Source organism: Bombella sp. ESL0380, from assembly GCF_009725805.1.
Taxonomy (GTDB): domain Bacteria; phylum Pseudomonadota; class Alphaproteobacteria; order Acetobacterales; family Acetobacteraceae; genus Bombella; species Bombella apis.
Window position 1 is genome coordinate 16,974 of record NZ_WNIH01000001.1, and the last position, 14,730, is coordinate 31,703.

Annotated in this window: 11 protein-coding genes; 9 read left to right on the forward strand and 2 right to left on the reverse strand. The window is 61.3% G+C overall.

Annotation, left to right across the window (positions count from 1 at the left end):
* Positions 1-12: 12 nt before the first annotated feature.
* The 5 genes from GM608_RS00080 (at position 13) to GM608_RS00100 (ending at position 7,690) form a co-directional block, all read left to right on the forward strand.
* A complete protein-coding gene (locus GM608_RS00080; protein WP_333644784.1) occupies positions 13-1,842 on the forward strand; it encodes a tetratricopeptide repeat protein in 1,830 nt (609 codons plus the stop codon).
* Between the two features lie 2 nt (positions 1,843-1,844).
* Complete coding sequence (locus tag GM608_RS00085) at positions 1,845-4,826, forward strand: glycosyltransferase (RefSeq protein WP_333644797.1); 2,982 nt, start codon at positions 1,845-1,847, stop codon at positions 4,824-4,826.
* 134 nt (positions 4,827-4,960) lie between these two features.
* Entirely contained in the window at positions 4,961-5,851 is an 891-nt protein-coding gene (locus GM608_RS00090) for a hypothetical protein (RefSeq protein WP_103765337.1), read from the forward strand.
* Between the two features lie 49 nt (positions 5,852-5,900).
* Positions 5,901-7,154 carry a glycosyltransferase gene (locus tag GM608_RS00095; protein ID WP_197981651.1) on the forward strand — a complete coding sequence of 418 codons (1,254 nt, stop codon included), beginning with the start codon at positions 5,901-5,903 and terminating at the stop codon, positions 7,152-7,154.
* Positions 7,151-7,690: a hypothetical protein gene (locus tag GM608_RS00100; RefSeq protein WP_333644785.1), complete on the forward strand. Its 540-nt coding sequence runs from the start codon at positions 7,151-7,153 to the stop codon at positions 7,688-7,690. The genes GM608_RS00095 and GM608_RS00100 overlap by 4 nt, the downstream gene beginning before the upstream one ends.
* Before the next feature lie 163 nt (positions 7,691-7,853).
* On the opposite strand, the gene dps is transcribed toward GM608_RS00100, so the two are convergent.
* Entirely contained in the window at positions 7,854-8,360 is a 507-nt protein-coding gene (dps, locus tag GM608_RS00105) for a DNA starvation/stationary phase protection protein Dps (RefSeq protein ID WP_043559660.1), read from the reverse strand.
* Positions 8,361-8,450: 90 nt separating this feature from the next.
* Positions 8,451-10,955, reverse strand: a complete 2,505-nt coding sequence (locus GM608_RS00110) for a glycosyltransferase family 2 protein (RefSeq protein ID WP_333644786.1) — start codon at positions 10,953-10,955, stop codon at positions 8,451-8,453.
* 255 nt (positions 10,956-11,210) lie between these two features.
* Between GM608_RS00110 and pstC the strand changes: the two genes are divergently transcribed.
* The 4 genes from pstC to phoU are packed head-to-tail and all read left to right on the forward strand — an operon-like array spanning position 11,211 to position 14,633.
* Positions 11,211-12,155, forward strand: coding sequence for a phosphate ABC transporter permease subunit PstC (gene pstC, locus GM608_RS00115; RefSeq protein ID WP_081562574.1), 945 nt, complete (start codon positions 11,211-11,213; stop codon positions 12,153-12,155).
* A complete protein-coding gene (gene pstA, locus GM608_RS00120; RefSeq protein ID WP_043559651.1) occupies positions 12,152-13,060 on the forward strand; it encodes a phosphate ABC transporter permease PstA in 909 nt (302 codons plus the stop codon). Before pstC ends, pstA begins: the two co-directional genes overlap by 4 nt.
* Before the next feature lie 20 nt (positions 13,061-13,080).
* Positions 13,081-13,887: a phosphate ABC transporter ATP-binding protein PstB gene (gene pstB, locus GM608_RS00125; protein ID WP_198027217.1), complete on the forward strand. Its 807-nt coding sequence runs from the start codon at positions 13,081-13,083 to the stop codon at positions 13,885-13,887.
* A gap of 20 nt (positions 13,888-13,907) precedes the next feature.
* Positions 13,908-14,633 (forward strand): phosphate signaling complex protein PhoU, encoded by a 726-nt coding sequence (phoU, locus tag GM608_RS00130; RefSeq protein ID WP_081562572.1) that lies wholly within the window; start codon positions 13,908-13,910, stop codon positions 14,631-14,633.
* Positions 14,634-14,730: the final 97 nt, after the last annotated feature.

The following is a 14,730-nucleotide window of genomic DNA, read 5'->3' on the forward strand; positions in this document are numbered from 1 at the left end:
TGGCTCATGGCCATGGCACGCAGGCTTGCCATTTTTGACACCAAAGCTCGCAGGCTTGCCCGAGCAACCCGGTTGCTGGAAGAGGGGAAAACGCCACAGGCTTTTTCCCTCTTCGCAAAACTTGCAAATGCGGGCGTTCCAGAGGCGGCATACAGGGTTGGGCAGTGTTATCTGTCCGGTCAGGGGACGCCTTCTTCGTTGGAGGAAGGTGCCCGCTGGACGTTTGTTGCGGCGGAGGCTGGTCTTGGCGAGGCCAGTTTTACGCTGGCCACGCTGTTCGCCATGGGGGTGCCGGACGGATTTGACCCGGCCAGGACCGTTCCCGCAGGCAGTGGCCTCTATGAGCGTTTTGATACGGATGCCATGGATGCCCACAAGCCGGATTTTGCCCGGGCCCGCATATGGGCGGAAAAAAGTGCCGCCGCCGGGCATGTCGAGGCCCAGGCCCTTTTGGGGCATATTTTCAATCATGGTCCTGATGACCTGCAGGACAGGCAGGCTGCACGTCACTGGTATGGCGAAGCTGTGCGGGGCGGGTCATTGCAGGGGGCGCTCGGGTTGGGACTCATCCTGTTGGATGAGGCTGAGGATGACAGTCAGCGGGCGCAGGCTGTGGAGCTTCTCCAGCGGGCCGCAGAGGGTGGCATCGGTCTGGCCAATGCTGCCATGGGGTGGATTTACGAGCATGGTGCCAGTGGTCAGGCCCGTGATGCCGGGAAGTCTGCCAGTCATTATCTGAAAGCCGCCGAGCAGAACATTCCGTCTGCCCAGGCCCGGTACGGGCTGATGCTCCTGAAAGGCGTTGGGGTAGAGGTCAATGTCATCCAGGGGGAAAGCTGGCTGCGCCGGGCAGCCTATGGCGGGGATGCCGAGGCAGCGGCCCTGCTGGGAGACCTGTACATCCGGGGGGAAGAACTGCTCCGGCGCCCGATGGAGGCCGCCCGCTGGTATCAGCTTGCTGCTGAACAGCATCATACCCCTGCGGCCCGTGTGCTGGCCGTGCTGTATCTGACAGGAACCGGCGTCCCACGGGATGAGAGAAAAGCGGCCCAGTGGTTCAACCATGCTGCCATGCTGGGGGACCATATGGCCGATGCAGACCTTGGCAATCTGGTGCTGGCCGGTGTGACCCGCCCGGAAGATGAACAGCGCAGCCTCCAGCAGCGTCTCAGGCAGCAGGCGGAAGGCGGAAATCTGCTTGGTGCCTTCAATCTGGGCGTCTGTCTTGCGCAGGGTGTAGGGGGCACGGCAGATGAGACGGAGGCCTTCTACTGGCTGGGTCTGGCACGGGAAGGTGTCGTCAATGCGCAGTACTGGTACGGCCGTATGCTGTTTGAAGGGCGTGGCGTGGTACAGAGCAGGGAAGATGGTTTTCTCTGGATGGACAAGGCCGCCCGCCAGGGTATGCCGGAAGCCTGTGTCAGTGTGGCGCAGCTGCTCGTGACAGGGCAGGTGGGCGGAAGCCGGGACCATGCAAGGGCGCTGGAGCTGTACCAGAAAGCCGCCGAGGCCGGGTTGCCAGAGGCCTATTTCTCCCTTGGTGCCATGCATGGGGGTGGTCACGATGTGCCGGTCGATCTGGAGCGGGCCCGTGAATGTTTCGAGGAGGCCGCACAACGGGGGCATGGTCTGGCCCAGATGATGCTGGGGCGTTACCTGCTCCGGGGGCTGGGTGGGCCTGAGAATGGCGAGCAGGCCCGGTATTGGCTGGGGCAGGCTGCACGGCAGGGAATTGAACAGGCACAGACCCTGCTGGACAGTCTGGCAGACCCTTCTGCTGAGGCCTCGCAGGACTCCGCCTTGATGGACATGGCGGCAGTGGAGACCGGGATCAGCCGGTGAAGATGCAGGCCAGCTTCATCCCGGGTTATGGTCGTCTTCTCCGGGTACAGGATGAGGCCCGTTGGACAGCCCGGCATATGCAGGCCATCCAGACTGCGTTTGATGAAGGCCGGGCCTGCCTGACCCAGGGCAGGCGGGAGGATGGTCTCTTCTGGCTGAAGCGGGCCGAAGCGCTGTCCGGGCGGGATGACAATATCAGCTTTACCTGTGCCATGGCTCTGCTGGAGAGTGGTGCCATTCCGCAGGCCCTGCCGCGGCTGGAACGTCTGTGGGCCCGGTATGGGCTGCGGGAAGCCGGGCTGGCTCTGGCAGGAGGGTATCTGCGATGCGGGGCCACCGGGCCAGCGGCCCGCATCATGGGGCAGGTCCTGTCCCGGAACAGTCTGACGGTGGAGCATCATGCCCTGGCGGACAGCCTGTCTTTTCCTCTCGGGGTGCCGGGCTGGGCCGTGCTGTCCAATGCGGGGGCTCTGCGGCTGCGTGCAGTTGGCCCGGTGGACCTTGTGCTGGATGGCCGACGTTTGGGAACAGTGACAGCCGGTGTGCATGATCTGGCCCGGCTGGTGCCGGAGGAGGCCGGACCATGGTGGCGGGGTCAGCAGCTTGTCGTGTTGTGTCATGACCGGCCGGTATTGGGGAGCCCGATCGACATACAGGCCCTGATACGTTGCCAGTCGCTGGTCATGGCGGAGGCGGAGGGTGTCCGGGGCTGGTTGTGGTATCCTGGTGAGCCGGACTTTCTGCCATGGTTGTGGGTGGAGGGGCATGAGGATCCGCTACGGGTGGACCGTCCTGCGGAAGCCTTCAGCAGTACGGCCCTGCTGCAACGGCCCCGGGGTTTTTACCTGCCTTATGCGGACTGGCCCCGCCTGCTGCACCGCCCGACCGGTTTTCAGGATCAGTATGACCGTCTGCTGAAGGGCGCTCCGCTTGATCCCGCTCTGGTACAGCTGATGCGTACGCCAGAAGAGGGGGGAAACAGGAGGAAGGGCTGGACGAAATCGGGGTGCCGCATGGTCCGGAAGCGCGGCGGGGCCGACAGGCGGAAAGACGCTGTGGGGACAGGCTGTGCCATCATTGTGCCGGTCTATCGGGGGGAGGCCGAGGTGCGGGCCTGTCTGGCCTCCGTTCTGGCCACCATGCCGGACTCCTGTCGCCTCATCATCGTGGATGATGCGTCCCCGGATGCCGGGATTCGGGATCATCTGGACAGGCTGGCGGTGGCGGGCCGTATCACCCTGCACCGGCAGATGACGAACCAGGGGTTTGTCAGCAGCATCAATGCTGGAATGGCCCTTGTGCCAGCCGGGTGGGATGTCATCCTGCTCAATAGTGATACGCTCGTTTCTGGCAATTGGGTGGAGCGCCTGTGCCACTGGTTGCGTCTTGAGCGGGCAGGGACGGTCACGCCTTTCTCCAATGCGGGGGGGCTGACATCCTATCCGTCGCATGAGCGTGACAACCCGGCGCCTGATCCCGCAGCCTTGGCCGCCATGGACAGGCTTTTGCAGGAACAGGCGGAAAGTGTCCGGCCGGTGGTGGAGCTGCCGACGGCCAACGGGTTCTGCATGGGTATTGCAGCAGCCTGTCTGGCCGAGGTGGGGCAACTGAGAAGGGCTTATTTTGCCCAAGGTTATGCTGAGGAGAATGATTTCTGCCTTCGGGCTAGCGAGGCTGGCTTCCGCCATCTGGCCGCTGTGGATGTCTATGTCCTGCACCATGGGCATGGGTCTTTCGGGCAGGAGGCAGTGCCTCTCCTGCGTCGCAATCTGGACATACTGAATCGCCTGTATCCCGGCTATGATGCGGCCATACAGCGGTGGAAGAAGGTGAATCCGTTGCGGGATTACCGCCGGCTGCTGGACGGGCGGCGGCTGCGTCAGCACAGGGAGCGTTTTGTCGGAGCGGTGGCCCTGTTCCAGCATCGTGGGGGCGGAGGGGTGGCCCGTGCTGTGAGAGAGCAGGCGGCCCTGCTGGGGCAGGCGGGGCTTCTGCCCATCATTCTGGAGCCCACGGAAACAGGCTGCCGGGTGGTCAGCCCCGTGGAAGGGCTGGAGGCCCCCAATCTGGTGTTCACCCTGCCAGCAGAACAGCCCGTGCTGCTGGCTTTTCTGCGCCAGCTCGGCGTCCGTCTTGTTGTGTGGCACCATATGCTGGGCCATGAGCCGGGCCTGCGTGACCTGCCGCAGCAGTTGGGCGTGCCGTATGATGTCCATGTGCATGACCATGTCTGGTTCTGTCCCCGCATCGCACTGTTGGACAGGCATGGCCGCTATTGTGGGGAACCCTCCATGGCGGGCTGCATGGAATGTCTGGGGCGGGGCAGCGTGCTGGCGGATGATGGGCTGACACTGCCTGCTTTTCTGGCCCGCTCGGACAGGGAGCTGCGTCAGGCCCGCAGGATCGTGGCCCCGTCCATGGATGCGGCCTCTCGGTTGAGGCGGCACATGCCCGGCCTTGGGGATATCAGCATCGAGCCGCTGGAAGATGACTGGCAGATCAGGGCATCAGGCCCCCTGTTGCGCAGTGAGCGCCTCCCAACGCCGGAGCGGCCTCTGAAAATACTGGTTCTGGGGGGAATCAGCCGCTGGAAAGGTCATGATGTGCTTCTGGCGCTGGGGCAGCACATCCAGAGGGAAGGGCTTCCCCTGCAACTCATAGTTGTTGGAAGTACACATGATGACACGGCCAGCCTTGCGGCGGGCATCAGGGTGACTGGCTCTTATGAGGACAGGGATGTTCTGCCCCTGATAGAGGATGTGAAGGCGGATGTTGGTTTCGTGACATCCATTGCCCCCGAGACATGGTGCTATGCGCTGGGCTGGTTGTGGAAGGCCCGGCTGCCGGTCGTGGGCTTTGATATCGGTGCTTCTGCGGAACGTCTCAGGCAGGCGGGGCCAGCCTGGGGACAGGTTCTGCCGCTGGGGCTTCCGGTGGAACGGCTGGCTGGTGTTTTCCTGCGGGAAAAATGTCGCCAGGAGTGAACCGTGCCCATATATGACGATGACATTTTGCAGAATATTATCAAATCAGTTATGATTACAGGGACATTTTAAGATGTTCTGTGCAGTGTGGGCGCCTTGCGCTTGACGCATGGAAGATGATCATCGGAGATAGCATGCCAGAGATGGACACAGAACAGCCTCGTCATCGTGTTGTGGACCTGAAGGCGGGAGCCCACGTGATGACGCTGGACGCCGGCGTTTTTTGTGTGTTTCACGCCCCGGGCCAGGTGGAAGCTGGGCCGAGCGGACTGCCGGGTGTGCGGATATCCCGGGCACCGGGTGTGCCGGAGGATGCTGTCGAGGTTGTCACGTTTGCTGCCGATGGCTGGATGGGAGCTGCCAACAGCGCTGCGCTGGTAAGGGTGAGGCGTGGTCCTGCCGGTGTGATGGTGACGACCTATCAGGATGGTCAGGCAGGAAGTGAAACGCCCCGCCTTCAGGTGATCAGCCTTATCAGTGGGGTACCGGCGGACCCGGCTGCGGGCGCCATGGCGGAAGGGAACCGGGTTGGTGGCAGCAAGGCTTCCGTCTCTGGTGCTGTTGGTGGAGCAACCCGGGATGTTGTGGCCCATATCCAGCGTCGTGGTGATGTGGGCGGTGCTCTTGGTGAATGGATCGGACAGGTCGACAGCAAACGCTGGATCGAGGGTTTCGCCGTTCGTCCCGAGGGGCCTGTCCGGGCCAAGGATATTGAATATCAGGCCGTTCTGGGGCGTGGTTGGTTGTCTCCCTGGTCCGAGGGAGGGCAGTTCTGTGGTTCACGGGGGATGTCCCTGCCGATTCTGGGGCTGCGGGTCCGCCTGAAGGGTGAGGCTGCCCATAAATGGACGGTCAGGCTGGCGGCCAGCTTTACGGATGGTACGAAGGTGGGGCCCATCGAGGGGGGAGAGGAGGCTCTTCAGGCTGAGAGTCTGGCCCCGCTGGAAGGGTTCCAGCTTGAGTTTGTCCCGGTGAAGGGGCAGGGGAAAAACCAGGCTGCGGCGGCTTCTGGCAAGCGCAAATAAGGCCGTAGAAGGGGGTTGCAGGCAACGGCCCTGACAGGGCGTCAGGGGCATGATCAGGCCGGGGGAAGTGGTGCGTTTTCTTTTTGTTCATCAGAGCTTCCCAGCGCAATATGCCCATATGGTGGCTCATCTGGCCCGCAGGCCGGAGCATGACGTTGTGTTCATCACGGCGGGCAAGGGGCCGGATATTCCCGGTGTCCGCCGGGTGCTCTATCGTCCGCCGGAGGTGAGGCAGGATGGGGCGCATCCGTTCGTCCGGGAGATGGACCACGCCATCCATCGGTCTGAGGCCATTGCGACAGTGGCCCGGTCGCTGCGGGATCTTGGGTTCCGGCCAGATATTATCATTGGGCATCATGGTTGGGGGGAGCTGCTGAATATCGATTCAGTCTTTCCCGGTGTGCCCGTGCTGGGTTATTTCGAGTTCTATTATGGTCTGGAAGACCGGGACATAGGGTTTGACCCGGAGTTCCCCATGCCGCAGGAAGCGGGCCTTCTGATCCGCTGCAAGAATGCCATCAATCTTCAGGCACTGGCCGGGCCGGGGGAGGGGCAGACACCGACCCGTTTCCAGCTGGGAACGTATCCGGCCTGGGCGCAGGAGAAAATCACCCTGCTGGATGAGGGGGTTGACCTCACCCAGTATCGGCCTGACCCTTCATTGCGGCAGAAGCCATTCCGGCTGGGAAGCATCAGCGTTGCCCCTTATGAGACGCTGGTGACCTATGCTGCCAGGAATCTGGAACCATACCGGGGGTTCCACAGCTTCATGCGCTCTCTTCCCGCCCTGATGAAGGCTCGGCCGGACTGCCGGGTCATTCTGATGGGGCAGGAGGATGTCAGCTATGGTCTTCCCCCGGCGGGTGGCGGCACCTGGCGGCAGACCATGCTGAGGGAGCTTGAGGGCAAACTTGATCTTTCCCGCATCCATTTTGTCGGCTGGCTGGAGAGGGAGCAGATGGTCCGGGTTCTGCAGCGTTCGGATGCCCACATCTATCTGACCTACCCTTTTGTCCTGTCATGGTCGCTCAGGGAGGCCATGGCCGTGGGCTGTCCGCTTGTGGCCAGTGATACGGCCCCGGTGCGGGAATATCTGACGCACGGGGAGACGGCTCTTCTGGTTCCCTTCCTGCAACCGGATGCCATCGGTGATGCTGTCCTGCACCTTCTGGAAAACAGGACACTTGCCGAGACGCTGGCTCATAATGTACGGCGCCATGCAGAAAATGTGCTGGATGTAAGGCAGTATCTTGCCCAGTATGAGGCCTTGATAGGCAGAATGACAGGTCGTGAGGGAATATGAACATGCCGGAGATGGACAGGGCTGCCTTTCAGGCATTGGTGGCTGGCTGGATTGTCAAGAAATCCCCGTCTTCTGCGCCGCAGCGGCTGACGGAAGAGGACTTTGCCCAGCTGGAAGATGCTGCCTGGCGGAGCTGGTGGGCCGGGCAGGCTGGGGCTGAGGAGAATCCGGCAGAGAAAGCCATGCTGAAGAGCGTGACCGAGGGCTGGATCGTGCAGCGGGAGCGGGGGGGCATACCGGGGCCTCTGGGGGAAGAGGATTTCAGGGCGATCATGAATAGCCTGAAGCCTGAGAGAGTTCCGCCTGCCGTGCCTGAACCTGTTGTGGAGGCCGAGCCGGAGGCCGTGTTCGAACCGGACCAGCCTGTCCTGCAGCCCTTGCCTGCAGATGCCAACATCAAGGACTGGCGTGCCGATTACATGCCGGATGATCTGGGGGCCGGAAACGACGTCCTGCCGGATGGTCGTGCTGTCAGGGATGTCCTGAAGGAAGATCCTTTCTATTTCGTACGGCTTCATCTGGCTCTGTCCCTCTGAGGGCAGATATGGTGCGGAGATCGGGAAAGGGTGGCTGTGGCCACCCTTTTTTCATGCCTGAAAGGGATGCGGGTGTCGGGCAAAGAAAAAGGCATGCCCCTGTGGGAGACATGCCTTTTCCCGGTCAGCACGAAGCCAGAAGGCCCCGGTGTGGCCCAAACCCTTAGCGGGGGCCTGCTTCAGCCTGGAGGTGAGCCTCGAGGAACCAGAGGTTCTTGTCCAGCCCGCGGGAGATCTCGGTGAAGATGTCGGATGTATCTTCATCGCCAGCTTCGGCCGTCACCTTGATGGCTTCACGGACCTTGTTGGCCACGACGCCATAACGCTCTGCCAGAGCCTTTACGTGGTCATGCACGGTGTAGATGTCCGTGGGGTACGGAGCGCAGTTGGTGTTCTTCTGCACTGTCTGCACGGTACCGAGAGCCACGCCACCCAGCTGGACGGCACGCTCTGCGGCGGTATCGACAAAGCCATCCAGCCCGCTGCGGAAGCCGTCCAGCATCTCGTGTACGCCGATGAAGTTGACACCCTTGAGGTTCCAGTGGGCCTGCTTGGTCACCAGTGCCAGGTCGATCAGGTCAGCCAGACGAGCATTCAGTGTCTCGATGGAAACAGCCTTCGTGTTGTCCGGTGTGTTGTTGCTGGTGTGATAATGATTGATCTTGCTCATCATAGTGCTCCTTCGTGTTCTCCCGTCCTTCACTGGAGGGGAGAAAACTTTTTCAGAAACCGGGAGGGACTCCTCCGGGCCTCGTTACCCTCAGGACCATAAATCCTCTGGGTTGCGGAGGTCAAAGAAGGTCCTCAGGTCCTGCCGGAAATAATGTGGGTATGCCGGATCATTTTTAAAGAGCGGATTGTCTTTCCATCGTTCCAGCATGATCTGTTTTTCGTTGAAAAAACGGGCCTCATGTTCCGGGCGGTCGTCACTCCCCCGGGAGAAGCTCTCATGATGGACGGCTTCCGCCTCGGCGCAGAAGAGGATGCGGTACCCGTTGTCGCGGATTTTCAGGCAGAGATCGACATCATTGTAGGCAACGGTCAGGCCGACTTCATCAAATCCCCCCATGGCATCAAAGAGCGGGTGGGAGACCAGCATGGCAGCCCCGGTGATGGCCGTCACCTCGTGGCTGATACACAGGCGCCCGATGTAGCCGAAAGCTTTCGCCGGCTGGAGACGATGGACATGGACCCCGATGATGTCTGGCCCGACAGCCACACCAGCATGCTGGATGGTGCCATTGGGGTAGAGGAGCCGGGCCCCGACGGCGCCAACATCCGGTGCGGCCTGTGTTTCCTGCACCATCCGTTTGAGGAAATCCGGCTGGGTGACGATGACGTCATTATTGAGGAAAAGCAGCAGGTCGCTGTTGCTGTGTCTGGCTGCCAGATTGTTGAGCCGGGCGTAGTTGAACGCTTCTTCTACATGCAGGATGCTGATCCGGTCATGGTTCCGTATTCCGTCCAGCCATGCCAGCGTTTCCCTGTTTGTAGAGAAATTGTTCACAAGGATGATGTCGAAGGCACTGTAGGTCTGGGTGTCCAGGAGGGATTCAACACAGCGCCGTGTCATGTCCAGCTGGTCCCGGAAGGGGATGATGATGCTGACGGCAGGCTGCTTCCGGAACGGCCAGCGAATGGAATAGAGGCTGAGATGCTCCACGGAAGAAACGGTCGCCTTGATGCCACGGCGTTTCAGATGCTCGGTGATACAGGCTTCACCGGCCCGGATGGCATTGCCCTTGTTGCTGACACTGCTGGACGTGGAGTTGGGGCTCTTGCGCCAGTGGTACAGAATTTCCGGTACGTGGTGGATGGCCTCGCGCGGGATGATCTCCACGGCACGGAGGAGGAAATCATGGTCCTGTGCCCCGTCATGGCGGCTGTCCAGTGGGCCGGTCTGGCGGACAGTGTCTGCCTCCATGAAGGTGAGATGGCAGATATAGTTGCAACCCAGAAGGTAGCGGTAGTCATAGTCGGGTTTCAGGTTTGGTTCGAGGAAGTGCCCTCCAGCATCCACCTTGTCCTCGTCGCAGTAGAGCAGCCTGGCGCCGGTCTCCAGCGCAGCCCGGACCATGTTCTCCAGGGCGACATCCACCAGCAGGTCATCATGGTCGAAGAAGGCAATGTAGGCGCCCTTTGCGTGGCTGATGGCCTTGTTGGTTGCCCCGGCAATGCCCCGGTTCACTTTCAGTGAGAATGTGCGGATTCTTCTGTCTTTCCGGGCATATTCCCTGAGGAGCGCTCTGGTCCGTTCACACTGGCTGCCATCATCGACAAGGATGAGCTCCCAGTTTTCATAGGTCTGGTCCAGGACGGATTCGACAGCAGCGCGGAACTCCGCCTCATCTGGCCGCCATGTCGGGCAGAGGACGGAGACGAGAGGTGTTTCCTTCAGCGGACGGGCCTTGTGCAGCAGGGCTGTCTGTTCCCGCAGGAGGGGGTAATAGCTTTTTGCCCAGCGGTCATAATGCTGGAGGCTGAGCGGCTTGCGGGGAATCAGCGAGCGTGTGGTGTTGCGCAGGGCTGTCAGCTGCTGGTGCAGGGCGGCGATGCTGTTTTCAATCTGTACGAGTTTTGCCGTCAGCTGGTCATCGGCCAGGGCCGTGACCAGCGGGCTGCCGACAAGCGGGATTTCGTCAGGCAGGCTGGTAATGGTGATCTCGTGGGGAAGGCCATCATGATAGCGCTGGGGGATGGGCAGCTCGAATCCGCAGTTGGGGGCGCTTTTCAGGAACTCGACAACATCGCCCCGGTAGCAGTCGGCCCGGACAGTCCCGACCGGCACACCATCCACCCTGACAGACACGACAACATGGCCGGACCAGTCAGCCCCCGGATGATTGCGGGAAACGACCCAGCCCCGCAGCAGCCCTTCGAACATGCCATCAACGCAGCTCTGATATTCGGTCTGGGGCGGGCGTGAGAAGGTGAGGGTCTCATGCGCCCTGTCGGGCTGGTCCTCATCGGGGAAGAGAAGGGCGGTGCGGTCATCAAAGCGGATGGAGATGCCGTGCTGTGCGCCATCACAGGCTTCCGGGGGGAGCCTGAAGCGGAAGCCCAGCTTGTTGCTGGGAATACGCAGGATCTGGCGGACATCCTCCCGTTTGAGGTCGCAGAGAACCTGCATGACTTCCTGGCCATCCACTAGGACATGCAGCAGGACAACACGGGACGGCTCGTGCAGGTTGACAGCCCAGCCTGCAATGATGCCGTTCTGGCTGTCCACCGTATCAACAAAACCCTGGAACTGATGTGCAGGCATTGTCCTCTCCTGAAATCAAGGTCTGGTGAAAGAGGTCTGTTTCATAATTGTGAAATATTTCCGTGCCAGACACATGGCATTTTTCATTCCGAAATGAGGAATACAGAAAAAAGCGGGTTCTTCCACCATCAAAGTGGGACAATCGCTTTTTCTGACGGTTGTTCTTTGCGGGCAGGGACGGTAATGCACGAAGGCGAGGCATCCTTCATCATGAGGGCAGGCCTCTGAAGGTGAAACGGTCAAGGCTTCGGATACATGCGCATGACGCCCGTATTGCGTTCATCACACCGTAGAGCGGGGTTCGACGCCGTTTTCCATGGGTTGCTCCTGCTCTGCTCACTGCTGGTGCTGGCCATGCTTGGCGGGCTGATCCTGCTGATGGCCACAGGCGGCTGGCAGGCTTTCACAAGGTTTGGCCTTTCCTTTTTCACGACAGTCTCGTGGAATCCCGTCAAGGATACATACGGGGTTCTGGCCCCTCTGCTGGGGACACTCGTCAGCACGCTCATTGCCATGCTGATTGCCGTCCCCATGGCGTTTGGTACGGCCTTCTGGCTGACCTACATCGCCTCGGGGCGGTTTGCCTCCATCGTCGGGACGACCATCCAGCTTCTGGCGGCCGTGCCCTCCATCATTTTCGGCATGTGGGGGTTCCAGACCATCGTCCCGTTCATTGCCCGTGATGTACAGCCTTTCCTGAACCATCATTTCCGGCATGTGCCTGTTCTGGGGTCCGTGCTCTCCGGTCCTCCGGTTGGTACGGGGCTTGTGACGGCCGGTATCATATTGGCGGTGATGATCGCTCCATTCATCACGGCGGTGATGGTGGATGTGTTCGGGGCGGTTCCCCCCATGCTGCGGGAAAGTGCCTACGGGCTGGGGGCAACACGCTGGGAGATGATGCGCAAGATTGTCGTGCCCTGGTCCCGCAATGGCATGATCGGGGCGATCGTGCTGGGCATGGGGCGTGCACTGGGTGAGACCATGGCCGTGACTTTCATCATCGGTAACGTGACGACCGTGGGCTGGTCCCTGTTTGCGCCACGCAGCACCGTGGCCTCGCTGATTGCCCTCCAGTTCCCGGAAAGCCCGGAAGGCTCCCTGCGTCTCTCGTCTCTCATGGCGCTGGGCTTCATCCTCATGCTCCTTTCCTGTGTCAGCCTGGCGCTGGCACGTTGTCTCAGAGGGAAACGTCAATGACGGAACCTGTGATCTCTCCGGCATCTTCCAGCGAGGCCGACAGGGCCGGTTCTGAGTCGGGGCGATGGCGTCCGGGGCGCAAGGCCCTGCGGCGGCAGATGCTGGATTATGTGGCGACAGGCGTCAGTATTGTGGCGGGGAGTGTCCTGCTTCTGGTTCTGGTCTCCATCCTCTGGACGCTGCTGAGCCGTGGGCTGGTAGGTCTCTCATGGGCAACACTGACGCACAGGATGGGGCCTCCCGGTTCTGGTGGCGGGTTGGCCAATGCCATCGTGGGCAGCCTTTTGCAGACGGGTCTTGCCCTGTTGATGGCGGCCCCGGTCGGGCTGATGTGCGGCATCTATCTCTCCGAATATGGGCGCAAGGGCAATCATTTCGCCAGCGCCGTGCGGTTTGTGGCGGACATGCTGATGTCGGCCCCGTCCATTCTGATCGGCCTGTTCATCTATCAGCTGCTTGTCGTGCCATTCGGTCACTTTTCCGGGTTCTCCGGTGCTGTGGCGCTGGCCGTGCTGGCCCTGCCCCTCATCGTGCGGACAACGGAGGACATGCTCCGCCTGGTACCAACGGCCATGCGGGAGGCGGGAGCGGCCCTGGGAGCGGCCCGCTGGCGGGTCATCCTGTCCCTTTGCCTGCGTTCGGCCCGCAAGGGCGTGACGACCGGCATTCTGCTGGCCCTGGCCCGCATGGGGGGAGAGACGGCTCCGCTGCTGTTCACATCGCTGGGCAATCAGACCATGTCCACCGACATGACCCGGCCCATGGCCAGCCTGCCCATCGCCATCTACCAGTATGCCGGTGCCTCTTATGAGGACTGGGTGCAGCTGGCCTGGACGGGTGCCCTGCTGGTGACGTTCGGCGTACTGCTCATCAACATCACCGTGCGGCTTTCATCCCGTCACTGAAATCAAGGGAAGAGAATTTCATGCCTTCTGCCTCGATGTCATCTGCCAGCCTGTCGGGCAGGGAACCTGTACAGGATGTCGCCCTTTCAGTACGGGACCTGAACTTCCATTACGGGACGCACCATGCCCTGCATGGCATTTCGCTGGATTTCCCGGCCCGCTGCGTGACGGCCATGATCGGCCCCAGCGGGTGCGGCAAGTCCACCCTGCTGCGTGTCTTCAACAAGATTTACGCCCTTTACCCCGGCCAGCGGGCCACGGGTGAGGTGATGTTCGATGGACGCAACATCCTTGATGATTCCATCAATCTGGACATGCTGCGCTCCCGCATCGGGATGGTGTTCCAGAAGCCGACGCCGTTTCCCATGTCCATTTATGACAACATCGCTTTTGGCGTGCGCCTGCATGAGAAGCTGAACCGTACGGAGATGGACGAGCGGGTGCAGGACGTGCTGACCCGTGTCGCCCTCTGGAACGAGGTGCGAGACCGGCTGAATGCCCCGGCGACCGGGCTTTCCGGCGGGCAGCAGCAGCGTCTCTGCATTGCCCGCAGTATTGCGACCAGGCCGGAGGTTCTTCTGCTGGATGAGCCGACCTCCGCTCTGGACCCGATCTCCACAGCCCGGATTGAAGAGTTGCTGGATGAGCTGAAAGAAGAGTTCACCATTGCGATCGTGACGCATAACATGCAGCAGGCTGCACGTTGTGCCGACCGTGTCGCTTTCTTTTATCTCGGCAGGCTGGTGGAGGTGGATACGGCAGACCGTATCTTCACCAACCCTCGTGAGAAGCAGACACAGGACTACATTACCGGCCGGTTCGGATAAGCGGGAAGGGGAGAGAGATCATGCCACACGAGCGTTCTCATATCGTCTCGAGTTTTGAGCAGGAGCTGGAACAGCTCCGGGCCATGATGGTGAAGATTGGCCGTATCGTGGAGGAGCAGGTGGGGCTTGCCCTTCGTGCCATTTCCAACCATGACGAGTCCGCCGCTGAAGAGGCCACGAGGCTGGACCCGGAGGTGGACGAGCTGGAGCGGGAGGTCGAGAGTCTGGTCATCCGTCTGCTGGCCCTGCGCAGCCCGATGGGGGCGGACCTGCGGGAGATCGTTGCGGCCCTGAAGATTACGGGGGACCTGGAGCGTATCGGCGATTATGCTGCCTCCATTGCCCGCAAGGCCATCAAGGCGGCGTCCGGTGATGGACAGATTTCCCTGTCCGGCCTGCGGAGCATGGGGCGGCTGGTGAAAGAGAATCTGGGCCGGACTGTGGATGCCGTCATTGAACATGATGCCAATCAGGCGATGGAAGTCTGGCACGCCGACCGGGGCGTGGACGAACATTACGTGACCGTGTTTCGTGAGCTGGTCACTTACATGATCGAGGATGCCCGGAACATCCGTGCCTGTACGGAGCTTCTCTTCATTGCCAAGAATCTGGAGCGTATTGGCGATCATGCTACCAATGTGGCCGAGCGGGTCTACTACGCCGTGACGGGTGAGAACCTGCCCACAACCCGCCCTCGCGGAGGAAGCCCAACCCGCTCACTCGGGCAGGGTGAAGACACGGACTGATCTGCTCCTCCTACCGGCTCCCGGGAGGGCCAGCCAGCAGACATGAAAAACCCCCGGCAGGCTCAGGCTCTGCCGGGGGTTTTGTGTGATGGCGGGA

What these genes read in the sequence shown, in the direction of transcription:
- GM608_RS00080 (WP_333644784.1), top strand. Translation starts at nt 13, where the DNA reads ATGGCACGCAGGCTTGCCATTTTTGACACCAAAGCTCGCAGGCTTGCC.
- GM608_RS00085 (WP_333644797.1), top strand. Translation starts at nt 1,845, where the DNA reads ATGCAGGCCAGCTTCATCCCGGGTTATGGTCGTCTTCTCCGGGTACAG.
- GM608_RS00090 (WP_103765337.1), top strand. Translation starts at nt 4,961, where the DNA reads ATGCCAGAGATGGACACAGAACAGCCTCGTCATCGTGTTGTGGACCTG.
- GM608_RS00095 (WP_197981651.1), top strand. Translation starts at nt 5,901, where the DNA reads ATGATCAGGCCGGGGGAAGTGGTGCGTTTTCTTTTTGTTCATCAGAGC.
- GM608_RS00100 (WP_333644785.1), top strand. Translation starts at nt 7,151, where the DNA reads ATGAACATGCCGGAGATGGACAGGGCTGCCTTTCAGGCATTGGTGGCT.
- dps (WP_043559660.1), bottom strand. Translation starts at nt 8,360, where the DNA reads ATGAGCAAGATCAATCATTATCACACCAGCAACAACACACCGGACAAC.
- GM608_RS00110 (WP_333644786.1), bottom strand. Translation starts at nt 10,955, where the DNA reads ATGCCTGCACATCAGTTCCAGGGTTTTGTTGATACGGTGGACAGCCAG.
- pstC (WP_081562574.1), top strand. Translation starts at nt 11,211, where the DNA reads ATGCGCATGACGCCCGTATTGCGTTCATCACACCGTAGAGCGGGGTTC.
- pstA (WP_043559651.1), top strand. Translation starts at nt 12,152, where the DNA reads ATGACGGAACCTGTGATCTCTCCGGCATCTTCCAGCGAGGCCGACAGG.
- pstB (WP_198027217.1), top strand. Translation starts at nt 13,081, where the DNA reads ATGCCTTCTGCCTCGATGTCATCTGCCAGCCTGTCGGGCAGGGAACCT.
- phoU (WP_081562572.1), top strand. Translation starts at nt 13,908, where the DNA reads ATGCCACACGAGCGTTCTCATATCGTCTCGAGTTTTGAGCAGGAGCTG.